Origin of the sequence: Alcaligenes faecalis, assembly GCF_005311025.1 — a bacterium.
Lineage (GTDB): Bacteria > Pseudomonadota > Gammaproteobacteria > Burkholderiales > Burkholderiaceae_B > Alcaligenes > Alcaligenes phenolicus.
This window is the reverse complement of sequence record NZ_CP031747.1, coordinates 1,360,472-1,383,826: the sequence shown is the minus strand read 5'-3', so window position 1 is coordinate 1,383,826 and position 23,355 is coordinate 1,360,472. Positions and strand designations below refer to the sequence as shown.

At 57.8% G+C, this 23,355-nt stretch carries 18 protein-coding genes; 11 read left to right on the top strand and 7 right to left on the bottom strand.

The features are described 5' to 3' along the window. Positions 1-12 precede the first annotated feature (12 nt). Both D0C27_RS06280 and D0C27_RS06275 read left to right on the top strand, forming a co-directional pair. The gene (locus D0C27_RS06280; RefSeq protein ID WP_035270341.1) at positions 13-693 is read left to right on the top strand and encodes a protein-L-isoaspartate O-methyltransferase family protein; all 681 of its coding nucleotides are present in this window, start codon (positions 13-15) and stop codon (positions 691-693) included. Between the two features lie 15 nt (positions 694-708). Continuing rightward, entirely contained in the window at positions 709-2,031 is a 1,323-nt protein-coding gene (locus tag D0C27_RS06275) for a TolC family outer membrane protein (protein WP_137430642.1), read from the top strand. A gap of 133 nt (positions 2,032-2,164) precedes the next feature. Here the strand turns inward: D0C27_RS06275 and rfaE2 are convergent, their stop codons facing one another. The 6 genes from rfaE2 to ubiE all read right to left on the bottom strand — a co-directional run bounded on the left by rfaE2 (position 2,165) and on the right by ubiE (position 8,040). Next, on the bottom strand, positions 2,165-2,647 hold the full coding sequence (rfaE2, locus tag D0C27_RS06270) for a D-glycero-beta-D-manno-heptose 1-phosphate adenylyltransferase (protein WP_009458698.1): 483 nt from the start codon (positions 2,645-2,647) through the stop codon (positions 2,165-2,167). A 1-nt stretch (position 2,648) separates the two neighbouring features. Beyond that, entirely contained in the window at positions 2,649-3,518 is an 870-nt protein-coding gene (locus D0C27_RS06265; RefSeq protein WP_026484472.1) for a ferritin, read from the bottom strand. Between the two features lie 174 nt (positions 3,519-3,692). After that, complete coding sequence (ubiB, locus tag D0C27_RS06260; protein WP_137430641.1) at positions 3,693-5,249, bottom strand: ubiquinone biosynthesis regulatory protein kinase UbiB; 1,557 nt, start codon at positions 5,247-5,249, stop codon at positions 3,693-3,695. 2 nt (positions 5,250-5,251) lie between these two features. After that, positions 5,252-5,881 (bottom strand): ubiquinone biosynthesis accessory factor UbiJ, encoded by a 630-nt coding sequence (locus tag D0C27_RS06255; protein WP_060185331.1) that lies wholly within the window; start codon positions 5,879-5,881, stop codon positions 5,252-5,254. Positions 5,882-6,061: 180 nt separating this feature from the next. Further along, positions 6,062-7,054: a Tim44 domain-containing protein gene (locus D0C27_RS06250; protein ID WP_026484475.1), complete on the bottom strand. Its 993-nt coding sequence runs from the start codon at positions 7,052-7,054 to the stop codon at positions 6,062-6,064. A 215-nt stretch (positions 7,055-7,269) separates the two neighbouring features. Next, a complete protein-coding gene (gene ubiE / locus D0C27_RS06245) occupies positions 7,270-8,040 on the bottom strand; it encodes a bifunctional demethylmenaquinone methyltransferase/2-methoxy-6-polyprenyl-1,4-benzoquinol methylase UbiE (protein ID WP_026484476.1) in 771 nt (256 codons plus the stop codon). A 257-nt stretch (positions 8,041-8,297) separates the two neighbouring features. Between ubiE and phoB the strand changes: the two genes are divergently transcribed. The 5 genes from phoB to D0C27_RS06220 all read left to right on the top strand — a co-directional run bounded on the left by phoB (position 8,298) and on the right by D0C27_RS06220 (position 12,534). Further along, positions 8,298-9,008 carry a phosphate regulon transcriptional regulator PhoB gene (phoB, locus tag D0C27_RS06240; RefSeq protein ID WP_035270329.1) on the top strand — a complete coding sequence of 237 codons (711 nt, stop codon included), beginning with the start codon at positions 8,298-8,300 and terminating at the stop codon, positions 9,006-9,008. Between the two features lie 4 nt (positions 9,009-9,012). After that, complete coding sequence (gene phoR, locus D0C27_RS06235) at positions 9,013-10,311, top strand: phosphate regulon sensor histidine kinase PhoR (protein ID WP_137430640.1); 1,299 nt, start codon at positions 9,013-9,015, stop codon at positions 10,309-10,311. A gap of 80 nt (positions 10,312-10,391) precedes the next feature. Further along, complete coding sequence (locus tag D0C27_RS06230) at positions 10,392-10,823, top strand: VOC family protein (protein ID WP_022983640.1); 432 nt, start codon at positions 10,392-10,394, stop codon at positions 10,821-10,823. 2 nt (positions 10,824-10,825) lie between these two features. Continuing rightward, complete coding sequence (gene pxpB / locus D0C27_RS06225; RefSeq protein WP_088452011.1) at positions 10,826-11,524, top strand: 5-oxoprolinase subunit PxpB; 699 nt, start codon at positions 10,826-10,828, stop codon at positions 11,522-11,524. Continuing rightward, a complete protein-coding gene (locus D0C27_RS06220) occupies positions 11,521-12,534 on the top strand; it encodes a biotin-dependent carboxyltransferase family protein (RefSeq protein ID WP_137430639.1) in 1,014 nt (337 codons plus the stop codon). Before pxpB ends, D0C27_RS06220 begins: the two co-directional genes overlap by 4 nt. A gap of 279 nt (positions 12,535-12,813) precedes the next feature. Here D0C27_RS06220 and ilvA read toward each other — a convergent pair whose 3' ends face one another. Then, positions 12,814-14,322 carry a threonine ammonia-lyase, biosynthetic gene (gene ilvA, locus D0C27_RS06215; RefSeq protein ID WP_035270321.1) on the bottom strand — a complete coding sequence of 503 codons (1,509 nt, stop codon included), beginning with the start codon at positions 14,320-14,322 and terminating at the stop codon, positions 12,814-12,816. A gap of 150 nt (positions 14,323-14,472) precedes the next feature. Between ilvA and D0C27_RS06210 the strand changes: the two genes are divergently transcribed. From D0C27_RS06210 to D0C27_RS06195, 4 genes are all read left to right on the top strand, one after another. After that, entirely contained in the window at positions 14,473-15,015 is a 543-nt protein-coding gene (locus tag D0C27_RS06210; protein ID WP_035270318.1) for a YqaA family protein, read from the top strand. A gap of 146 nt (positions 15,016-15,161) precedes the next feature. Further along, positions 15,162-19,103: a DUF3683 domain-containing protein gene (locus tag D0C27_RS06205; RefSeq protein WP_137430638.1), complete on the top strand. Its 3,942-nt coding sequence runs from the start codon at positions 15,162-15,164 to the stop codon at positions 19,101-19,103. Between the two features lie 294 nt (positions 19,104-19,397). Continuing rightward, positions 19,398-19,892 carry a HugZ family protein gene (locus D0C27_RS06200; RefSeq protein WP_240688322.1) on the top strand — a complete coding sequence of 165 codons (495 nt, stop codon included), beginning with the start codon at positions 19,398-19,400 and terminating at the stop codon, positions 19,890-19,892. Between the two features lie 419 nt (positions 19,893-20,311). Continuing rightward, positions 20,312-23,116 carry an autotransporter domain-containing protein gene (locus D0C27_RS06195; protein WP_137430636.1) on the top strand — a complete coding sequence of 935 codons (2,805 nt, stop codon included), beginning with the start codon at positions 20,312-20,314 and terminating at the stop codon, positions 23,114-23,116. Positions 23,117-23,355 lie beyond the last annotated feature (239 nt).

Below are 23,355 nucleotides of genomic sequence, written 5' to 3'. Positions count from 1 at the left end.
TTTCTGGAAGCTATGAACCATTTTGCGCTGTCTGAACTCGAACGTGCCCGTTACTACATGGTGGAACAACAAATCCGTCCTTGGAACGTATCCGACGAAAAAGTGCTGCAAGCATTGGTCGAGGTCCAGCGCGAACGCTTTGTTCCCTCGTCCTTGCGCCCTTCGGCCTTTTCGGACACCGAGCTGCCACTGATCATCAATGCCGTGGACACGCACGAGACCATGCTCTCGCCCAAAGTCGAAGCCCGTCTGGCTCAAGAGCTGCTGCTGCAGCCTAGCGACGGTGTGCTCGAAATTGGTACCGGCTCGGGCTACCAGGCTGCTTTGCTGGCTCACCTGTCCCAACAAGTTACCTCCATCGAAATTGACAGCAAGCTGGCCGCTTTCGCCCAGGAAAACCTGCAGCGCAACAATGTGCGCAACGTCAAGGTTGAAGTGGGTGACGCGCACGCAGGCTGGGGCACCACCGAGTACGACGCCATTCTGGTCACCGGCTCCGTGCCCACCATTCCTGATGCTTTGAAGTACCAGCTCTGTATCGGCGGCCGTCTGGTTGTAGTGGTCGGTCAAAACCCGGTCATGACGGCTGTACGTATTACTCGCACCAGCGCGGCCAGCTTCGAGACGACCCCCCTGTTCGATACCTGGATCAAACCTTTGCGCGGCACCGCCGTTTCGCAATTCCGCTTTTAAGCACATATGCGGTTCATGACTTCCTTGCGCCTGGCATTGCTTTCGCTGCTTGCCTTAAGTAGCACCGCCCAGTCGCAAGATCTGCTGCAGGCCTGGAACCAGGCCCTGGCACATGAACCGCAGTTTGGCGCTGCGCAAGCTGCGCATCAAGCCGATCAGGAACAAGTACCCCAAAGCCGGGCACAACTGTTGCCGCAGATAAGCGCCATCGGCACAGCCGAACTGCAAGAGCGTCGTCAAACCAGCAAGCTGTCCAATCAGCATTCCAGTGACCGAGCTGCCTGGACCTTGACGCTGAGCCAACCCGTGTACAACCGTAATGCCTGGGCCCGTTACGAACGCGCCCAATTGCTGGCGCAGGGCGCGGATATTCAACTGACGCTGGATCGGCAAGATTTGATGCTACGCGTCAGCCAAAGCTATTTTGATGTGCTGGCTGCGCAAGATACGCTGTCTACCCTGAAAGCCCAGCAAGCCGCCATTGACGAGCAATTGCGTGCTGCTGATCAGAACTTTCAGCTGGGTGGCACCACGATTACCGATACCTACGAAGCCAAATCCCGCCTGGACCTGACCCGGGCTGGCGTCTTCCAGGCTGAAAATGCCTTGCAAGTGGCTCAGGACAAGCTGGCTGCGCTGACGCTGGAGCGTTATGACACGCTGGCGCGCCTGCGTGAGCCTTTGCGTCTTCCCGCCCCGCAACCTGCGAATTTGCAAGACTGGCTGGATCAGTCCAGCCAGTCCGGCTTGACCGTGGCACTGGCTGATATCAAGGCCCGTGCTGCCGAAGAGCAGTTGAAAAGCACCCAGGCCCTGCACGAACCCACCCTGGCCCTGAAAGCCCAAACCGGCAGCGGTAGCGACCAGACTCTGTTTGGCCAAGCGGGCGGTGGCCCACGTTCGCTGAACAGCGCTTTAGGTCTGGAGTTAAGCATCCCGATTTTCCGTGGTGGTGAAACCAGCTCGCAAGTACGCGAACAAAGCTCGCGCCTGCAACAGGCCCGCTACGATCATCAGTTCGCTATTCAGCAATCCATCCAGCAGACGCGCCAGTACTTCTCTGGCGTCACCACAGGCCTGGTCCGTGTGCAGGCACTGGAAGCAGCCACCAAATCCAGTCAGGACGCCCTGGAGGCCAACAAACTGGCTTACGAGGTCGGTGTACGTGTAAACATCGATGTACTCAATGCCCAGCAGCAGTTGTACGAAGCGCAACGTAGCTTGGCCCAAGCGCGTTACGAAGTTCTGATGAACAGCCTGCGCCTGAAAGCAGCCAGCGGCACCTTGAACGAAAACGATCTGCGTGCTGTCAACGATCTGCTTGAACCGGCATCCTGAAGCCTGCGCTGGCAAAAAATACAGACTAGGCACCGCAATCTGGCCTTTAAAAGCAGAACCTCGAGTTCACGACTTAGAAGCAAAAAAATCCCGGACCAAGCCGGGATTCAACACATCAATTTGTCCTGTGCTTTTAGTCGCGCAGCTTCTTGACCAGTGCTGTCGTGGAACGCTGGAACTCGAAGGGAATCGCGACTGCATCGCCACCCCAGCTACGCACTAAAGCCGTTTCAGGCAAGGCTTCCATATCATAGTCGCCGCCCTTGACGATCAGGTCCGGGCGCAGTGCTGCGATCAAGGCTTCAGGCGTGTCCTCGTCAAACAGGACCACCGCATCCACGCAGGCCAATGCAGCCAGCAAGGCGGCGCGATCCTGCTCGGGATTGATGGGGCGCTCCGGCCCCTTGTTCAGACGGCGCACCGAGGCATCGGTATTCACACCGACAATCAGCGAGGCACCCAATTGGGCAGCCTCGTCCAGGTAGCTGACATGCCCACGGTGCAAGATATCAAACACACCGTTGGTAAAGACCAGCGGGCGCGCCAGGCGCCCCTGCTCCACCGCTTCACGCAAGGCGTCCAGACCCATCACCTTGGCCTCGAAACGTGCGCTCATATCAAGCCTGCACCAGCGTCGAATCAGAGCCGACCTGACGTGCCAGATCCTTGCGGTAGCGGTTCAATTCCTGCACGGTCTCGAACGAGCTCCCCATCAGCAGCGACATATTGTGCAAGATGCGCGAGCTGACCTTGTGCTCCCATTCCTTGTCGAAACGAATCTGCGTATCCAGCCAGTTTTCCAACCAACCGGGCGATGGCAGCTTGGACTGCACGGTATCTTCCGGGAACATGGCTTTGTTCACATGCAAGTTGGTGGGATGCAGCGCCTGAGCGGTGCGATGGGCCGAAGCCATCAGAACGCCAATCTTGGAGAAAGCCAGACGGGCTTGCAGGCCAAATTCCTGGCCCTTGTGCACCAGGGCACGCTTCATGTAGCGCAAGTAAGCACCGGCGTGACGAGCCTCGTCCTGAGCCACGATCTTGTAGATGGCCTTGATCACCGGCTCGGTATGCCAGTCGGCAGCACGGCGGTACCAGTGGTTCAGGCGCACTTCGCCGCAAAAGTGCAGCATCAGCGTTTCCATGGCCGGGGCCGGATCGAAGTCAAAACGCACCTTGTGCAGTTCTTCTTCGGTAGGCATCAGCTCGGGGCGGAAACGGCGCAGGTATTCGATCAGAACCAGCGAGTGCTTTTGTTCTTCAAAGAACCACACGGACATAAAGGCGCAAAAATCGCTGTCATCTTTATTGTCACGCAGGAACATTTCGGTAGCAGGCAAGGCTGCCCACTCGGTAATGGCGTTCATTTTGATGGTGTAGGCTTGCTCGTCTGTAAGCTTGCTGCCATCAAAGTCATCCCACGGTATGTCATGCGCAAAATTCCAGCGCACCGCTTCCATGGATTTAAATAAGTCATGGTAAAGCATAACGATTCCTAAAAAGAATCAAGCGGTTCCTTGAGGGCGGCCATTCACCGTCCGGAAGGCGCCGGAAAGCGCCAGCTTAGCAATCAGCTGGCGGACCTGCGTCTATCGTAGAACCTGCAGTTATCAGAAATATGTCAGCCACAAAAAAACTGACGCGTTGCGGGGTCGTCACACTTATCGCCCCACCAAAGCCCAGATGGCCACCCCGACCGCAACCGCCAATACAGCACATAAGGCAGTCAATAATCGGTTGGTCTGCTGCTGCGACTGGCGCAGCAGCTTGAGTTCCTGGTTCAACGCCTGCCCTGTCTCTGGCCTATTCAAAGCGGAATACACCAGACGCGGAAGCTGCGGCATGATCTGGGCCCACTGCCCGGCTTCCTGTTTCAAACGCGAATAAAAGCCCGATGGACCAATACGCTGGTACATCCACTTTTCCAGATAAGGTTTGGCGGTATCCCACAGATCCAGCTCCGGATCCAGATCCCGCCCCATCCCTTCCACATTCAGAAGGGTTTTCTGCAGCAGCACCAGCTGCGGCTGAATTTCTACATTGAACCGGCGCGAGGTCTGGAACAGGCGCAACAGCACTTGCCCCAAGGAGATCTCGGACAAGGGCCGGTCAAAATACGGTTCACATACCGCGCGTACCGAGCCTTCCAGCTCCTCTTCACGGGTTTCAGGTGGCACCCAGCCGGACTCGATGTGCAATTGAGCCACCCGGCGGTAATCGCGCCGGAAAAAAGCCAGGAAGTTTTGCGCCAGATAGTTTTTGTCGAACTCGGACAGCGACCCCACAATGCCAAAGTCCAGGGCAATATAACGGCCCAAGCTCTCCGGTGCATCCGAGACATAAATATTGCCGGGGTGCATGTCGGCATGGAAAAAACCGTCGGTAAACACCTGGGTGAAGAAAATTTCTACCCCTTTGCGGGCCAGATCCTTCAAATCCACATTGGCGGCGCGCAGGCGATCAATCTGGTTGACCGGGATGCCCTTCATGCGGTCCATGGTGAACACGGTCGAGGCGCAATAGTCCCAATGCACTTCAGGCACGATCAACAGCTCGGTACGCTCTGCGTCTTTGGTGAAGTTGCGGCGTAATTGACTGCAGTTGGAGGCTTCGCGAATCAGGTCCAGCTCGTCGTTCAGGTACTTGTCAAACTCGGCCACCACTTCGCGCGGTTTCAGGCGACGGGCATCCGGGCCCAGCCGTTCCATGAACGCAGCCAGAACACGCATCAGGCGCAGGTCTTTATGGATGACCTCGCGCATGCCAGGGCGCAACACCTTCACGGCTACTTCGCGACCATTATGCAGCTCGGCAAAGTGAACCTGCGCAATCGACGCCGAAGCGATGGGTTCGCGATCAAACTTCTGGAACAGTTCGTAAGGCGAAGCACCCAGGGCCTTCTGAATTGTGGCTTCCGCCACCTCCGAAGGGAATGGCGGCACGCGGTCCTGCAGCAAAGCCAGTTGCTCGGCAATATCCAGCGGGATCAAATCCCGGCGAGTGGAGAGCACCTGGCCGAATTTAACGAAGATGGGCCCCAGACTTTCCAGGGCCAACCGTAAACGTACGCCACGTGGCAGCTTGGGTTTGCGACCCAGGCGCACAATGCGCAACATACGTGATGCCCAAGGATGGCGGATGCTCGATAGCCCCAGCTCGTCCAGGCGATAACGGAATACAACCAGCAAAATGGTCAGCAGACGACACAAGGAGAACATGCTCAGGACTCCCGCCGACGCGCGTCAAGACGTTTCAAACGCCGGTCCAGTTCGTCCAGGCGTTGGACCAAACCAGCCGATTGCTCGCGCATCCGTTCCAGTTCGGGGCGGGTAACCAGCAAGGCGCTTTCTTCAGTCAGGTATTCGCTGGCATTACCAGCCAGACGCTGGCCCAGATCCCTCAACCCGGAAAAGGCCCGGCGCGCCCCGCTGAACAGGCGCACCGCCATGACATCACCCACAATTTTGGCCAGATCATGCTCGGCATCCCAGCGCAGATTGGCCGCCAGGTCCGACACCAGATTGGCCAGCCCGGCCTCGCCTTGCACATGCATTAACTGGGCGACACGGCTGAAATCGCCGTCTTGAAGGATTTGTGGCAGTTCAGGCAGCTTGTCCTGAGGCAGTGTCAACGTGACATCCGGCACGACGGCAGGATGGCCTTGCTCCAGCTTTCCTTGAGAGCTGATGGTGTAGACCAGTTGCAAACGGCCCACAATCAGCGACACGGTTTTGCCTGCATGGCTGCGCAAACGCTCACGCGCCCAATCCTCACGATCAAGCAAGGCATTGAGCAAACGCACGCCCACGGCGCCAGGTTCTAGGAATGAAGGGATACCAAGCATGTCCATGCAAGTCTACTGCCGGGGCGAGTAAACCAGTCCAATTAAAACAGCCAGTTTAACCCGACACAGACACGGCCGGATGTACAGGGCGACAGGAACACGGGCAGATGGGATCACAGCGAAACGGGTGCGCTCATAACAGAACAGCCGCCTGGGTAAGAAGGCGGCTGTCTGTATAGATAGAGATCAAGCGTTGGGGTCAACCGGGATCTGCTGAATACCAGCCAGCAGCCAGCCTGCGCCGTCGGCCTTGAACAGATTCCAGACTTCCTCAAAGCGGAAAGCCTCTGCACCCACTTCTTCACGCAGCATACCGGAGTAGCGCACGCTGGCCAGGTGGCCGTCGGCTACTTTTTCGATACCCAGCAGTTCTGCATTGAGCAGTACCACTTGAGTCACGTTCTCGCCTTGGCGCTGAGCGATTTGAGGAGCGGCTTCCTTGAGCAGGTCGTCGGTCAGGAAGGTACGCAGTTGTTCCACGTCGCCCTTGTCCCACAGTTTCTGGATTTCCACGAACTGGGTCTTGGCATTGGCCAGGAACGTAGGCGTGTCAAAATCACCGGGGATGAACCAGCTTTCGTCTACTGGCGGCGCTGGAACAGCGGCGGCAGCAGCGGGCTGAGCAGCTGGAGCGGCAGCAGGCATAGGTGCTGGCGCAGCTTGGGGCTGCTTCCATGGGCTGGGAGCAGGATCAGCATTGCGCATCATGGACTGACCACCGGCTTGTTGCATGGCAGGACGAGCAGCCGAGCCACGCAGACGACGCACGATGAACAGAACGGCGAAGATCACCAGACCGATCAACAAGAGGCTGGACATCATTTCCAGGAAAGCACCGCCCAGACCCATGCTGGACAGCAAGGCGGCAATACCCAGACCAGCGGCGATGCCGGCGATCGGGCCCAGGAAGCGGGACATGCCCGACTTGGCAGCGGTACCAGCCGCAGCCGTACCGGCAGCAGCGGCACCCGCAGCAGGCGTAGCCGAGCGAGTCGCGTTATTCGCTGCAGCAGGAGGCGTCGCTGCCGAGCGGTTGCTGGTGATGTTGGAGGATTGGCGGCCAAAACTGGAGCCACCACCCATACGTCGTGCTTCCGCATCATAAGAAACGGTCAGCAAGGCGCCGGTGCTAAAAGCCAATACAGCGGCCATGAAATAACGAGAAAGCCGTCCAGACATAGTCACAAACTCCTGACCAGAACAAGCGTTTAACACACAGGGTTTTGACGCCCCCGGCCATGCCATCCCAGTCGATTATTCAAGAAAACTTACGATAAGCTGAACATTAACATGACAAGTTCTCATGCACCATGTTTTTTTTACCGTTCATTACAGACAAAAAACGAACGGCACCTGAAGGTGCCGCTGTTATTAGAAAGAGGATACACCCGGCATCAATCCAGGCGGATGCCTTCGTGCAGCGCGGCCACGCCGGCTGTCAGATTGAAATACTGCACGCGCTCCAGGCCCACTTCACGCATCATGTCGGCCAGGGTTTCCTGATCGGGGTGCATGCGAATGGATTCAGCCAGATAGCGGTAGCTTTCCTCGTCCTTGGCCACAAACTTGCCAATACGGGGCAGGATATTGAAGGAATACCAGTCATACGGGGCCTGCAAGGGCTTGGCCACGCGGGAAAACTCCAGCACCAGCAATTTGCCGCCCGGACGCAACACCCGCTTCATTTCAGCCAGCGCGCGGTCTTTGTGCGTCATATTGCGCAAACCAAAGGCCACCGAGACACGATCAAAATAGCCGTCAGGAAAAGGCAGGTGCTCGGCATCACAGACCGTAACGGGCGTGATGATGCCCTTGTCCTGCAGACGATCACGACCCACGCGCAACATGGAACTATTGATATCGGTATGCCAGACCTCGCCGTCCGCACCAGCCTGACGCGCAAAAGTCTTGGTCAAATCACCCGTACCCGCGGCAATATCCAGCACTTTCATGCCGGGACGCACTGCTGCGCGACCGATCGTGAAGGCTTTCCAGATACGGTGCAGGCCGCCCGACATCAGATCGTTCATAATGTCGTAGTTGTTAGCCACCGAATGAAAAACCTGGGCTACTTTGCCCGCTTTTTCGTTTTCGGCCACGGTTTGAAAACCGAAGTGCGTATCGGCGTTCTGGGCGGAGGAGGTTTGAGGACGCTGTTTTTCCATAGTGCATAATCGTAACGCAGATTTCCCGGTACAGAAACGAAAATCCGGCTCGCTGGGTGCTCCCCTTTTTTACACGTTCACAAACCTGAAACATTAACGCCATATGATGGCGCTATTACGTGCAGTCAGGGATTTGAAGCGCCTGCCGTATTGCCCTTGAGCCGCCTGATGGCAACAGCAGGCCCCGCGCCCAAGCACAATACAGACAGCCAGCCTGACCCTCTATTATTTTTTATCGGACCAGTCTGAAGCTAACAATGAGTACAAGCATATTAGTCGTGGAAGATGAGCCTGCGATCCAGGAACTGATCTCTGTCAATCTGTCTTTTGCCGGCCATAAAGTGCTGCGCGCCTTCGATGCCGAACAAGCCCAGATCCTCATTCGCGCGGAACTGCCTGATTTGATTCTGGTGGACTGGATGCTGCCCGGCTCGTCGGGCATCAATCTGGCCCGCAAACTGCGCTCGGATGAACGTACCCGTCATATCCCAGTCATCATGCTGACCGCCAAGGGATCGGAGCAGGATAAGGTCGATGGCCTGGAAGCCGGTGCGGACGATTACATCACCAAGCCTTTCTCTCCCAAAGAGCTGATTGCCCGCATCAAGGCCGTATTGCGCCGCCGTGCTCCCCAGCTAACTGACGATGTGATCTCCATTGGCAACTTGCAGCTGGACCCCAGCACGCATCGTCTGTCCAGCCAGGGCATGGCGCTGACCATCGGGCCTACCGAGTTCCGTCTGCTGCATTTTTTCATGACACACACCGAACGCGTATTCACCCGCTCCCAGTTGCTGGACCAGGTGTGGGGCGACCATGTATTTGTGGAAGAACGTACGGTAGACGTGCACATTCGTCGCTTGCGCAAGGCGCTGGAGCCTAGCGGACACGACAAACATATTGAAACGATTCGTGGCTCGGGCTATCGTTTTGCCCTTTCCCCACTGGAAAAGGCACCGACCGCCTGATCCCATGTTCAGCATATTTACGTCTATTGTTATCTGGGCCCTGTTGGGCAGCTTGATCGGCTGGTGGCTAGGGCCATTCACCGGTCTGGCCTTGTTTTGTGGTGGCCTGTTATTGCTGGTTGTCATCAGCACCCTGCAGCTTTCCCGCGTTGAACGCTGGACCCGCAACCTGAATGATCCTCCGCCCCCCACGGTTGGCCCCTGGGACGCCATTCTGGCTCCCATCTACCGCCAACTGCGCCGTGATCGCCAGGAAATTCAGGATCTGAATCGTTACGTAGACGGCATCATGATGGCCGCCGAGGCCCTGCCCGACGGTGCCATTACCCTGAATGGGGAGATGGAACTGCAATGGTGCAACCAGACCGCCTGTGAGCACATAGGCCTGAATCTGGCCACGGACCGCCATCACAGCATCTTCAATATCCTGCGCGAACCCGAGTTTTCTCGTTACGCCCGTCAGCCTCAATGGGATGGACCTTTGCTGCTGCATCTGAGCAAAGACGGACGTGAGCGCTCCTTGCTGCTGCAATTAACCCCTTATGGACTGGGCCAGTTCCTGATCGTGACGCGTGATGTCACCCAGGTGGAAATGCTGGAGACCACCCGCAAGGACTTTGTGGCCAATGTCTCCCATGAACTGCGCACACCACTTACCGTCTTGCTGGGTTTTCTGGAAACCCTGCAGGACATGCCGCCCGAAAGCCTGCCTTTGGAACAGCGTCAACGCTACGAGCAGATGATGCTGGAGCAGACCCGCCACATGCAGTCGATTGTGTCCGACTTGCTGACCTTATCCACGCTGGAATCCTCACCCACAGTGGAAGGGGAGACAGTACAGGTCAGCCAGTTGATTGAAAGCGCGCTGAAACAAGGCGAGGCTATTTCTGGCGGCCAGCATAGCTTTGTCACAGATCTGGACCCTCGCATTGCCATTCAGGGCATGGAAACCGAACTGAGCTCGGCTGTCTCCAACCTGATTACCAACGCGGTGCGCTATACCCCCAAGGATGGCACCATCACCGTGCGCTGGTATCTGAATGACAATGGCGAGGCCTGTTATTCGGTGCAAGACACGGGCATCGGTATTGCCGCCCAGGATATTCCCCGCCTGACCGAACGCTTTTACCGCGTAGACAAGGGCCGTTCCCGCTCCACTGGCGGTACGGGTCTGGGCCTGGCCATCACCAAACACATCATCGTGCGACATAACGCCGACCTGCAAATCCAGAGCCGTCTGGGTGTGGGCAGCGTGTTTATGTTGCGTTTCCCCAAGAGCCGGGTTCGACTCCAGGACAGCTAGAACATGTGGGGCCATATTGGCCCTACAATAAACGGCTCTGAAGATCACGTTGGCGGCCTTATGCCGCACAGGAGCCAAGCATGTCCCATACCAACGAGCTGCGCCCTTTCCACCTGGCTTTTCCGGTCCATGATCTGGCCGTTGCACGCCAGTTCTACGGACAGACACTGGGCTGTCCCGAAGGCCGATCCTCGGATCAGTGGATTGACTTCAACTTCTACGGCCACCAGATCGTGGCTCATCTGGCCCCTTCAGAGTGTGGCAGCAACGCCACCAGCGCGGTGGATGCCCATAATGTGCCCGTGCGCCACTTTGGCGTCGTGCTGGACATGCCCACCTGGCAGACCCTGGCTGACAAGCTGGTTGCCGCTGGCACCAAATTCGTTATCGAACCTTATATCCGTTTCAAGGGCGAGCCCGGCGAACAGGCCACCATGTTCTTCATGGACCCTTCGGGCAACGCCTTGGAGTTCAAGGCCTTCAATAGCCTGGATTCGCTTTTCGCCAAATAAAGATGCACAAATCCTGGCAACTTAACGAGCAAGGCGACCGCTGTCTGCTAGTGCAGTTCAGCGGCCCGCTTTCTCTGGACACCGGCTTGCACTGTACCCGCGCCGCCCGCTTGCTGCGCGACCACGCCCCCGCCTGCGTCCGTGATCTGGTCCCCAGCTTTACCGCTGTCGCCATCCACTTTTACCCGGATGGCAGCAGCGACCAGCTTGCTCGTTTGCACGACTATGTTCATCAAGCCCTGGCCGAGCTGGATGCCAGCCAGGACCAGGCCGCTCCCGGCGCACTGGTAGATGTTCCCGTGTGCTACGGCGGCCTCTTCGGTCCGGACCTGCCTGCCATTGCCGAGCAATTGGGGCTAAGCCAGGAACAAGTCATCGAACTGCACAGCAGCCAGGTGCAACTGGTATTCATGGTGGGCTTTGCCCCCGGCGCTCCCTATATGGGCATCTTGCCCGAGCAACTGAATGTGCCGCGCCGCGCCACACCCCGCACTGTATTGCCTAAAGGCTCGGTGGCAATTGCCAACCAGCAAACCATTATTTACCCCAACGAATCTCCCGGCGGCTGGCATCTGATTGGCCGCTCGCCGGTTAATTTATTCGATGCCCGGCGCTCGCCCGCCGCCCTGCTCGCCCCCGGCGACCAAGTGCGCTTTGTGCCTCTGCCTCACGAGCAGTTTGATCACTGGACACCCGCATGACGGTGCATATCCTCAAACCAGGCATGATGAGCAGCCTGCAAGACCGAGGCCGTTATGGACATCAGCACCTGGGGGTTTCGCCCAGCGGTGCCATGGACGAACGTGCCCACCGACTGGCCCATTTGCTGGCAGGCAATGCCGCAGAGCAGGATCTGGCCAGCCTGGAAATCACGGTGCAAGGCCCCAGCCTGAGCTTTGCAGAACCCGCCCTGTTTGTCCTGACGGGCGCGGACATGAACGCCAGCCTGGACGGCCAGCCCGTGGCGGTCCTGCGCCCTACTCTGGCGCGTGCCGGACAAACCCTGACGATGCAGTCCGCCAAACCCGGCCAAGGTGCCCGTAGCTACCTGTCTGTTTACGGCGGTTTTCAGGTCGAATCCCTGCTGGGCAGTCAAAGCACCCACATGCGCGTTGGCCTGGGTGGTTTTGAAGGCCGCGCCTTGAAGAAAGACGACCAGATCGCATTGGCTCGACCACTACCCAATGACGAAACGACCTTGAACAGTCTGCAAGCCGAGCTGGATGAGCTGCGCATTTACATGCCCGCCGCCCTGGCCCTGGCTCCACGGGAACGCCTGCGCGTCATGCTGGATCAGGCCGATTTGTTTACCGGCGAATCGCTGGAATTGTTCCAAAGCCAAAGCTACCGCATCAGCCCAGTGTCAGAGCGCATGGGCTATCGCCTGGAAGGCCAGCCCTTGCAGCGCAAGTCGCCAGAAGAACTGCTGTCCGCCCCCACCTGCTTTGGAACAATCCAGGTCCCCAACGATGGTCAGCCCATTGTGTTGATGGCGGACCGGCAAACCACCGGCGGTTATCCGCGTATCGGACAAGTCGCCAGCGTGGATCTGGCTCAAGTTGCCCAGCGCTTGCCCGGTCAGAATCTGAGCTTTGAAGTGGTGACGGTAGAACAGGCCCATGCACTGGCTGCCCGTCAGGAGCAGGCTTTTGCACGTCTGAATGACAGCCTGGAACCTTTGCGGCAGGCTCTAAAACAGTGTGTGGCATAGAGCGTGTTAAGACACCACCGTACTAACGGGCATCTGGCCTTATCGCACATTCGTATGGCCAAACGGCCCATCAGGCCGCAAAGGCAGTAAGGCGGCTTGAACCAATCCCCCATGACGAACTCAGGAGCAGACACCCACTGCTCTTGGCTCCCAGGCTCAATACAGCTCCAACGACAGCCACCACATTCAAGCCCCAATAAAAAACACCTCGCTTTTCCAAGCGAGGTGTTTTCATTTGGTCTGACGCAAGACAGCGAATGCCGTGCGCCGTCCATAGACTTACAAAAACAGCTTGTAAGCCGGGTTATCCGTTTCGTCCCAGTGCGGGTAGCCCAGATTGCCCAGGAACGCCTTGAACTCTTTCTTGTCCGACGGCGGCACCTGGATACCGATCAGAATGCGACCGTAGTCATCGCCCTGATTACGGTAATGGAACAAGCTGATATTCCAGTCCTGATTCATGCTGGACAGGAATTTACGCAAAGCACCAGGACGCTCTGGAAACTCGAACCGCAGCAGGACTTCGTCCGTAGCCTGGCTGGACACTCCACCCACCATATGACGCACATGGGTCTTGGCCAGTTCGTTGCCCGTCAGGTTCAAGGTACCAAAGCCTTTCTTGACGAAACGCTCTTCCAGCTTTTCGATCTCCGCTTCCGAGGAAATCGACATACCCACAAAGACATGCGCCTTTTCAGGATTGGACATGCGGTAGTTGAACTCCGTCACCGAGCGGGTGCCCAGGGCATCGCACAGGCGGCGGAAGCTGCCTTTTGCCTCGGGGATCGTCAGGGCGAACAAAGCTTCACGAGCCTGCCCCACATCCGCACGGTCCGCCACCATGCGCATACGGTCAAAATTCATGTTCGCGCCGGACGTGACCGCAATCAGGGTCTTGTTCTTGAGTTTGTTTTGGGCAGCGTAGCGCTTGGCACCCGCCAAAGCCAGGGCACCCGCCGGTTCCAGCACGCTACGCGAATCCTGGAACACATCTTTGATAGCCGCACAAATCGCATCCGTATCCACGATGACAAAATCATCCACATACTGACGCACCAGACGGAAAGTTTCGGAGCCCACCTGCTTGACGGCAGTACCGTCAGAGAACAGGCCCACGTCCGACAAATTCACACGACGACCGGCCTTGATACTGCGCACCATGGCACAGGAATCTTCGGTCTGTACGCCGATCACTTTGATTTCAGGACGCAAGGACTTGATGTATGTGGCTACGCCCGCTGCCAGACCACCACCGCCAATAGCGACAAAGACCGCTTCAATTGGGCCGGGGTGCTGCTGCAAAATTTCCATGGCCACCGTACCCTGCCCGGCGATCACATCAGGATCGTCAAAAGGGTGCACAAAGGTCAGGCCTTCGTTCTTTTGCAGTTCCAGAGCGTGCTGGTAGGAATCCGAATAGCTCTCGCCCACCAGGACCACTTCGCCGCCCAGATTACGCACACCATCAATTTTCACTTGCGGGGTGGTGGTTGGCATGACGATAACGGCACGGCAACCCAGCTTGCGCGCTGCCATGGCCACGCCTTGCGCGTGGTTACCCGCCGAAGCGGCCAATACACCCCGTTTTAATTCCGCGGCCGACAGATTGGCCATCTTGTTATAGGCACCGCGCAGCTTGAAGCTAAAAACAGGTTGATAGTCTTCGCGCTTGAGCAGGACCGTGTTACTAATTCGTGCCGATACCTGGGGAGCGGGTTCAAGTGGTGTTTCGATGGCAACATCGTACACTTTCGAGGTCAGAATGCGCTTTAGGTAATCGTTCGACATGACTCAGCTTTTAATAACAACCGGTTTTGCCACCAAGGCCAGCCGCAGGCCCCTGCCTGAGACCGCTCACCGGAAAAGAAAAACAGAATACCATAGGCGGATGCCCTAACTGGCGTCCATTATTCCCTACAAAACCCGTCCACTTTACTTATGCAAGCCTGGATCTCTGATCTTATTTCGTGGCTCTTGGCCGCCCTATCTCTGCCCGAAGTGGGCTTGAGCGCCATTTTCATCATCAGCCTGGTCTCGGCTACCCTGCTCCCCCTGGGTTCGGAACCCGCCGTATTCGCCTATATCAATCTGGCTCCACATATGTTCTGGCCCGCCGTGCTGGTTGCCACTGTGGGTAATACGGCAGGTGGGGCCATCAGCTATGCCATGGGTCTGGGCGCCGAGAAAGCCTACGAAGCCTGGCGCGAGAAGCACCCGCAACACACAGAAGACGGCGCAACTCCCAAGAACAAGGCAGCAGGCCGCTGGCACGAGCTGGGGCAGCGCTGGCTGACCCGCATGGGACCGCCCGCCCTGCTCTTGTCCTGGCTACCCGTGGTAGGCGACCCCCTGTGTGCCGTAGCCGGTTGGCTACGCCTGCCATTTTGGCCCAGCGTGTTTTACATGGCGGTGGGAAAACTGGCGCGCTATATCACCATGACCGCTGGCCTGCTGTGGATTTTCCCCAAATTGGGTTGGTAATTTGCAGCAAACTGGCCGCAAACGCCCCCTTAACCCTGACTTGGCCCTGTAGTAAGGGGGCAGCCCGGCTACGATTCGTATACACTTGTCTTTTGCCTATCTGCTCCTCGCTGAGCCGCCCTTGACGGGCCTTGCCAACTATCGCCATGAACGCCCCCATTGCAAGCAAGCACCTGGCTGCCCAGGCACGCAACAACGACACGCCGCGCCTGCGTGAAATCCCCTACAACTACACTTCGTACTCAGACCGGGAAATTATCCTGCGACTGCTGGGTGAAGAGGCCTGGGAAAAGCTGTCCGAGCTACGCTCCGAACGCCGCACCGGCCGCTCCGCACGCATGTTGTTTGAAGTGCTGGGTGATATCTGGGTCGTCAAGCGCAACCCCTATCTGCAGGACGATCTGCTGGACAATCCCAAACGCCAGCATCAACTGATCGAGGCCCTGAACCATCGCTTGAACGAGATTGACCAGCGCCGCGACAGCGCCGTGCCCGATCGCGATGCCAAGGTTCTGCGCCTGTTGCACGCTGCTCGGGGTGCAGTAGCTGCGTTTGAACAAGAATTTACCGACACCCGCGAGCTGCGCCAGAAAATTGTGCGCTCCCTGTCGCGCCTGACCGCCAAGGACAACATCAAGTTTGATGGCCTGTCGCGCGTCTCGCACGTCACTGACGCCACCGACTGGCGTGTGGAATATCCCTTTGTCGTGCTCACCCCCGATCACGAAAACGAGATGGCCGCACTGGTCCGCGCCTGTATCGAACTGAAGCTGACCATCATCCCGCGTGGGGGTGGTACCGGTTACACCGGCGGTGCCATTCCACTTAGCTGGCGCTCGGTTGTCATCAACACCGAAAAGCTGGATGCCATTGGCAAGCCTGAACAAACCACGTTGCCCGGCATGTCCGAGCCCGTCACCACCATTCTGACGGGTGCTGGCGTAGTGACTCGTCGTGTGGCTGACGCTGCCGAAGCCGCCGGTGCCGTGTTTGCGGTAGACCCGACCTCGGCCGATGCCTCCTGTGTGGGCGGCAATATCGCCATGAACGCAGGCGGCAAGAAAGCCGTGCTGTGGGGTACTGCACTGGATAACCTCGCCTGGTGGCGCATGGTCGATGCCCAGGGCAACTGGCTGGAAGTGACCCGTCTTGAACACAATATGGGCAAGATCCACGACGTGGAAATGGCCCACTTTGAAGTCAAATGGTTTGATGGCCGTTACGCCCCTGGTGCCCAGTTGCTGCGCAGCGAAACCCTGCACATTGAGGGTCGGCGCTTTCGCAAGGAAGGCCTGGGTAAAGACGTTACCGACAAATTCCTGGCAGGTTTGCCCGGTATTCAGAAAGAAGGCTGTGATGGCCTGATCACGCAGGCCCGCTGGGTGCTGCACCGCATGCCGGCGCATACACGCACCGTCTGTATGGAGTTTTTCGGCCAGGCCAAGCAGGCCGTGCCCTCCATTGTGGAAGTCATTGACTACCTGAACGGCGAAGGCAAGCGCATCGGCGCCATTCTGGCCGGTCTGGAACACCTGGACGAACGCTATCTGCGTGCGGTGGGCTATGCCACCAAGAGCAAGCGCGACGGCCTGCCCAAGATGGTCCTGATTGGCGACATCGTGGGCGACGATCCCGATGCCGTGGCCACAGCTGCCTCTGAAGTGGTGCGTCTGGCCAATGGCCGCTCCGGTGAAGGTTTTGTAGCCGTCAGCGCTGAAGCCCGCAAGAAGTTCTGGGCCGACCGCTCCCGCACCGCTGCCATTGCCCGCCATACCAACGCCTTCAAGATCAACGAAGACGTGGTGATCCCCCTGCGCCGCATGGGTGAGTACACCGAAGAAATCGAACGCATCAATATTGAACTGTCTACGGACAACAAGCTGCGCTTGACCCGTGAACTGGAAGACTTCCTGCAAGGCGATCTGCCCGTAGGCAAGATTGAAGATCACAACGACGCCGAGCACACACGCGAAGAGATTCTGGACGAGCGCCGTCACGACGCCCTGCAGATCGTGCGCGATGTGCGCCAGCGCTGGCAGTGGCTGCAGGACAATCTGGACAAACCGCTGAAAGACTCGCAGCCTGATCTGGCCGAGATTGGTGTGCCGCTGGATAGCGCCGCGATCGAGGCCCGTCTGCAAGAAGACCCGAACACCTCGATTTTCCAGCTGCTGCAAGATCACACGATCCGCACCTCCTGGAAGAGCGAGATCCGCGAAAACCTGGAACATATTTTCCCGGGTGCCGACTGCGCAGCCGTGCTGACCGAACTGCAAGCCATTCACGATCGTGTGCTGAAAAGCCGTGTGTTTGTGGCGCTGCACATGCACGCCGGTGACGGTAACGTACACACCAACATCCCCGTGAACTCGGACGACTACGGCATGCTGCAACAAGCCAATGTCACCGTAGCCCGCATCATGCAAATCGCGCGCGGTCTGGACGGCGTGATTTCCGGTGAGCACGGCATTGGTTTGACCAAGTACGAGTTCCTGACGCAGGAAGAGCTGGATCCCTTCCAGAACTACAAGCGCGAAGTGGACCCGAACAACCACTTCAACGCTGGCAAGCTGATGCCCGGTGCGGACTTGAGCCGCGCCTGGACCCCAAGCTTCAACCTGCTGGGTCACGAATCGCTGATCATGCAACGCAGCGAAATTGGCTCCATCTCTCACGCCATCAAGGATTGCTTGCGTTGCGGCAAGTGCAAACCGGTCTGTGCCACTCACGTGCCACGCGCCAACCTGCTGTACTCGCCCCGCAACAAGATCCTGGCCACCTCCCTGCTGATCGAAGCCTTCCTGTACGAAGAGCAAACACGTCGCGGGATCAGCCTGAAGCATTGGGAAGAGTTTGAAGACGTAGGCGACCACTGCACCCTGTGCCACAAGTGCTACAACCCCTGTCCGGTGGACATCGACTTTGGCGATGTGTCCATGGAAATGCGTTCCTTGCTGAACCGCATGGGCAAGAAGTCCTTCAATCCGGGCTCGGCTGCGGCCATGTTCTTCCTGAACGCCAAGGACCCGCGCGTCATCAAGGCCACTCGTACCGCCATGATTGAAGTGGGCTACAAGGCCCAGCGTGCGGTGCACAATCTGCTGGCTGCCCCTGCTCGCAAACAGGTCAGCGCTCCCCCTGCCACCATCGGCAAGGCACCAATCCGCGAACAGGTCATCCACTTCATCAACCGCAAGATGCCCGGCGGCCTGCCCAAGCAGACTGCCCGTAAACTGCTGGATATCGAGAACTCGGATTACGTACCTATCATCCGTAACCCTGAAGCCACCTCCGTGGATTCGGAAGCCGTGTTCTACTTCCCCGGCTGTGGTTCGGAGCGTCTGTTCTCGCAAGTGGGTCTGGCTACTCAAGCCATGCTCTGGCATGTCGGCGTGCAGACGGTACTGCCTCCTGGCTACCTGTGCTGTGGCTACCCGCAGCGCGGCAGCGGTCAAAGCGACAAGGCCGAGAAGATCATTACCGACAACCGCGTGCTGTTCCACCGCATGGCCACCACCTTGAACTACCTGGATATCAAAACCGTGGTGGTCAGCTGTGGTACCTGTTACGACCAGCTGGCAGGCTATGAATTCGACAAGATCTTCCCTGGCTGCCGCCTGATCGACATCCACGAATACCTACTGGAAAAAGGCTTGAAACTGGAAGACGTGCAAGGCGTGCGCTACATGTACCACGACCCTTGCCACAGCCCCATGAAGCTGCAAGACCCCATGAAAACGGTCAAATCCCTGGTGGGCGACAGCACCATCAAGGCCGACCGCTGCTGTGGCGAGTCGGGCACGCTGGCGGTGTCGCGCCCGGATATTTCCACGCAAATCCGTTTCCGCAAGCACGAAGAACTGCAGAAGAACCAGGACACCGTCCGTGCCGATGGTTTCCAGGGCGAAGTCAAAGTGCTGACCTCCTGTCCGTCCTGCCTGCAAGGTTTGTCCCGCTACGAGGACGAAACCAAGATGGATGCGGATTACATCGTGGTGGAAATGGCCAAGCACATGCTGGGCGAGAACTGGATGGCGGACTACGTACGCCGTGCCAACGACGGTGGTATTGAGCGCGTTCTGGTGTAAACCCAACGCATCACTCCCCCTGAACAGGCCGGCTTTATGTCGGCCTGTTTTGTAAGGGGTGAGCAGGTGTCTTTTACCGCTGGACTGCTCCAGGATAAAAATGCCCCTGGGTGGGGAGAAAGCGCAGCGTGATCGCTATTCATCGCCAGGCCCTCCCCCAGAAGCGCCGCCCGGATAGCAATAAAGCAAAGGGGCTGCGCGGAGATTTTTCTGCGGAGCAGCCCAAGGAAATTCCCTTAGGGACGAATGAAGTCCCAACCGCAGTATGGAAGCTTTTTCAGAATAGGTGTCTTTATGTCTGTTGATGATCCATTGCTAAACAGCCTGCAGGCCCTGCTCCGCAGTGAACGCACTGCGTCTTTGGGCACACTCAGCAATCAGGGCTTGCCGGTGGTCTCTCGTGTCCCTTTTGCGATCTGCCCTGAACAAGCCAGCATCATCATCCACATCAGCGAAATGGCGGCTCATACCCGTTATTTGCTGCAACGTCCCGATGCCAGCCTGATGGTCAGCCAAAGCGAGCATGGCCAGGATGCTGTCCATGACTTGCCCCGTGTCACCTTCCAAATGCAGGCCCGCAAACTGGAGCGCGAACAGCCCGACTGGGAACAGGCCAAACGAGCCTATACCGCCCGTTTTCCCGATATGGAATTTCTAAGCAGCTTTACGGACTTTCATTTCCTCGCTCTGGATCTGGTCAGGGTGCGCCATATTGCCGGGTTTGCAGCGGCACGAACCTTGAAACCTGAGCGAGTGCGCGCCTTGCTGGCAGAGCCTGTGGCCAATTGAAGTCCCCGAGTTCGCAATCGCAGCAAGCCTTGGAAGCGCGGGAACTGTGCTCCAGCGTTCACCACGTCAAAGCACCTTAATACAACGACAAACAGGTAAGCCTTCGCCCCTTACAAGCCTCGACCTGCACCCAAAATGTTGCAGACTCTGCAACAAAGTCGTCACTAACTGATTTCCAGACAAAGAAAACGGATCACTGATTAAACGCCTTTCTCACCAGAGAAATCGCCACTCTTTCTCCTTGCCCTTCCGGTGCACTCGTCCGTTTTCGTGTGTTTCAAACGCCAAGCATGACAAAACGTAAATTTGGCCGCTATAAGATTCAACAGCTACGACGTTAAATGGCACGCAAGGACTCGACAGCACGACCTCGCAACACATTGCCGCCACACAGAGAAAAACACCCAGGAGAGGAAGAAATGTCGAACAAGAAACGCAGCACCTATGTGCTGGTGCAGATGGCCTTGCTGAGCCTGACTTTACCTGGCCTTGCCCATGCAGAAGCAGACAGCTCATTGGAGCAATGGCGTACTAAAGAATACCAACGCCAGCCTGGCCTGGACATGATCAATGCGGCCAAAGCCTACTCACTGGGCTTTACAGGCAAAGGCGTGACGGTCGGCTATCTGGATTCGGGAATTGAAGCCAAACACCCGGAGTTTGCGGGTGCCATTGCGGGTGGCTTTGACTTCAACACGGATACCCCCTATGCCAACGGCCAAGGCATAGATGCCGATCCTCCAGCAGGTCATGGCAGCCACGTTGCGGGCATTATTGGCGCACGTCGCGACGGCAAAGGCATGCACGGTGTCGCCTTCAACAGTCAGCTCTTTGCGGTCGCCTACGATGCGAGAGAAGACGATGATGATGACATGCTTGGCAACGATCCTTATGAACCGGACCCACGCGACCAAGCCGCCGCATTCGACCGCGTTGCCTCCCGAGGCTGGAACTATCTGGCACAGTTCAAACTGCCCATCATCAACAGCAGCCTGGGCGTCAATGGTTGCAACGATGCCAGCTCCCCACCACCTTGCAATGTCCTGGACTATGGCTCGCCCGAAGGCGTACTGGATTGGCAGCCACTGGCGATCGAGGCTTTCCACAACAGCGTAGACGCAGGCTCCCTGATGGTCTTTGCCACCGGCAATGAATCGCAGGACCACCCTGACCTGCTGGCAGGCTCCCCCTACTGGTTTCCTGAACTAAAAGATAACTGGCTGGCCGTGACAGCCCTGGGCGAGGATGGATCTTTAGCCTCCTATGCGAACAAGTGCGGCGTAGCAGCCGAGTGGTGTCTGGCCGCCCCCGGTGGTGACGACAATCCAGGGATTAATTCGGTCCAATCCTCTGGCGGCTACGTCGCCTTTAGCGGCACCTCCATGGCCTCCCCCCACGTCGCGGGCGGTGCGGCGCTAGTGAAGGAAGCGTTCCCCTACTTCACGGCATATCACCTGCAGCAGACCTTGCTGACCACCGCCACTGACCTGGGCGACCCCAGCGTTTTTGGCTGGGGCCTGATGAATGTAGGCAAGGCCGTACAAGGACCCGGGCAATTCACCCGCCTGTTCGATGTAGACACGCTAGGCTACAACTCCACCTTCGCCAATGACATCAGTGGCACCGGCGGCCTGCATAAGCGCGGTTCCGGCTCCCTGGAGCTGACGGGCAATAACAGCTATACCGGTGACACCACCATCAGCGGCGGTCGCCTGGCCGTTAATGGCACGCTGGCTTCTGCGGTCACAGTGGAACGCGAAGGCACCTTGGGGGGGGCCGGTACAGTCGCTCAAGTCGATAACTACGGCACCCTGGCTCCAGGTAATTCGGTTGGCACCTTGACCGTCAGCGGCGACTACACCGCCCATGCCGGTTCGGTGCATGAACTGGAAGTGGGCCCCGCAGGCGCAACAGATCGTCTGGTGGTTGGCGGTGCAGCCCATATCGACGGCACGCTGAAACTGGCCGGTGGCCCCTACCGCCAGAATGTGGCTTATTCCTTTCTGGATGCAGCTAATGGTGTGACAGGTCAGTACAGTCACATCACTTACGAGATGGCCTTCCTGTCGCCAACGCTGCTCTACGGCCCCAGCCTGTCCTTGATGATCAAGCGCAATGACACGCCGTTTGCCACCTTTGCCAATACGGGGAACCAGAAAGCCGTGGCCAACGCGCTGGATACCGGCTCGGATCAACCGCCGGTCACCATGGCCGAACTGTACGACACGGTCCTCAATGCTCAGTCCGGACAGGTCGCAGGCTACATGGAGCAATTGCAAGGCCAAATCCATGCGGGTACGACCTCCGCCCTGCTAAGCAACGGGGATCTTTTGCCCCGCACTTTAGGCAAACAAGCCTCAGGCGCACGTAATAAAAACGGCAAAGACACCGTTCTATGGGCCGAAGTGATTCACCAACAACGCGATCTGGACGGTGACGACAACAGCCAGGATGTTCGTCATAAAGTGGGCGGCCTGTTCCTGGGTGGCGATACCGCCATCGGCGAACAAGGCTGGCGCATGGGTGCCTCTCTGGGCTACCTGGAAAACCGCATCAAGCTGGATGACCGCCGTCAGACCTCACGCAGCAACAGCTACAGCGCCGCCCTGTACGGAACGCAAGCTTGGGAAATGGGTTCGGGTAGTCTGAATCTACTGGCTGGTGGTGCTTACACCCGCCATAGCCTGGACAGCGAGCGTTCTCTCTCCGTTCACCAATACGAAACACTGAAGGCTGATTACAAAGCGCACAGCATCCAGGCCTTTGCCCAACTGGGTTACCGCATGCCCGTCAGCCCTCGCTCCAGCGTCGAGCCCTATGCCAGCGTGAACTGGCACCAGTTGCGTCACGGCTCCTTTAGCGAATCGGGTGGTCAGGCAGCCTTGCGCGGAGACTCGCAACGCCAGAACCTGAGCACCGTGACGCTGGGTCTGCGTGGCACCACGGAACTGGATCTGTCCAAAACCACGCTGTCCTTGAGTGCCGGTTTAGGCTGGCGTCATGCCCTGGGTGACACCACACCCGAGCGTGAACTGGCCTTTGCCGCCTTGCCCGGTAGCAACTTCCGCATCAGCGGCGCGCCGATTGCCAAGAACGCCGCTGTGGCCGAATTGGGCGCAGAGCTGAAAGCCGGCAAGAGCACATCCTTCGGTCTGAACTACCAGGGTCAGTTTGGCCGCAATCAGGACCATGCTGGCTCGCTATTCATGAAGGTACGTTTCTGATTTAAGGCCCCGAGGCGGGCTTGGCGTTCCGCCAATCCCGCGGCAGGCATAACAGACGGCCATCAAAAATCCCTGCGATGCGCCTGCATGGCAGGGGCCCAGAAGAACACGACCTCAACAATACAGCAGCCCATAACTGCCGGTTTAAACGGCTATGCCGTTAAATTAAAGATGCCTTGAGAACCTCCAAGGCAGGTTTTCACAACGAGTGGCCACCCTCCTTAGAAGATCCAAGTAGA

Excerpts from the sequence above, each read along its gene's own strand:
- D0C27_RS06280 (WP_035270341.1), top strand. The coding sequence starts at position 13 with ATGAACCATTTTGCGCTGTCTGAACTCGAACGTGCCCGTTACTACATG.
- D0C27_RS06255 (WP_060185331.1), bottom strand. The coding sequence starts at position 5,881 with ATGGACATGCTTGGTATCCCTTCATTCCTAGAACCTGGCGCCGTGGGC.
- D0C27_RS06250 (WP_026484475.1), bottom strand. The coding sequence starts at position 7,054 with ATGTCTGGACGGCTTTCTCGTTATTTCATGGCCGCTGTATTGGCTTTT.
- phoB (WP_035270329.1), top strand. The coding sequence starts at position 8,298 with ATGAGTACAAGCATATTAGTCGTGGAAGATGAGCCTGCGATCCAGGAA.
- D0C27_RS06205 (WP_137430638.1), top strand. The coding sequence starts at position 15,162 with ATGAACGCCCCCATTGCAAGCAAGCACCTGGCTGCCCAGGCACGCAAC.
- rfaE2 (WP_009458698.1), bottom strand. The coding sequence starts at position 2,647 with ATGAGCGCACGTTTCGAGGCCAAGGTGATGGGTCTGGACGCCTTGCGT.
- D0C27_RS06230 (WP_022983640.1), top strand. The coding sequence starts at position 10,392 with ATGTCCCATACCAACGAGCTGCGCCCTTTCCACCTGGCTTTTCCGGTC.
- D0C27_RS06210 (WP_035270318.1), top strand. The coding sequence starts at position 14,473 with ATGCAAGCCTGGATCTCTGATCTTATTTCGTGGCTCTTGGCCGCCCTA.
- D0C27_RS06275 (WP_137430642.1), top strand. The coding sequence starts at position 709 with ATGACTTCCTTGCGCCTGGCATTGCTTTCGCTGCTTGCCTTAAGTAGC.
- ubiB (WP_137430641.1), bottom strand. The coding sequence starts at position 5,249 with ATGTTCTCCTTGTGTCGTCTGCTGACCATTTTGCTGGTTGTATTCCGT.
- D0C27_RS06265 (WP_026484472.1), bottom strand. The coding sequence starts at position 3,518 with ATGCTTTACCATGACTTATTTAAATCCATGGAAGCGGTGCGCTGGAAT.
- phoR (WP_137430640.1), top strand. The coding sequence starts at position 9,013 with ATGTTCAGCATATTTACGTCTATTGTTATCTGGGCCCTGTTGGGCAGC.
- ubiE (WP_026484476.1), bottom strand. The coding sequence starts at position 8,040 with ATGGAAAAACAGCGTCCTCAAACCTCCTCCGCCCAGAACGCCGATACG.
- D0C27_RS06220 (WP_137430639.1), top strand. The coding sequence starts at position 11,521 with ATGACGGTGCATATCCTCAAACCAGGCATGATGAGCAGCCTGCAAGAC.
- D0C27_RS06195 (WP_137430636.1), top strand. The coding sequence starts at position 20,312 with ATGTCGAACAAGAAACGCAGCACCTATGTGCTGGTGCAGATGGCCTTG.
- D0C27_RS06200 (WP_240688322.1), top strand. The coding sequence starts at position 19,398 with ATGTCTGTTGATGATCCATTGCTAAACAGCCTGCAGGCCCTGCTCCGC.
- pxpB (WP_088452011.1), top strand. The coding sequence starts at position 10,826 with ATGCACAAATCCTGGCAACTTAACGAGCAAGGCGACCGCTGTCTGCTA.
- ilvA (WP_035270321.1), bottom strand. The coding sequence starts at position 14,322 with ATGTCGAACGATTACCTAAAGCGCATTCTGACCTCGAAAGTGTACGAT.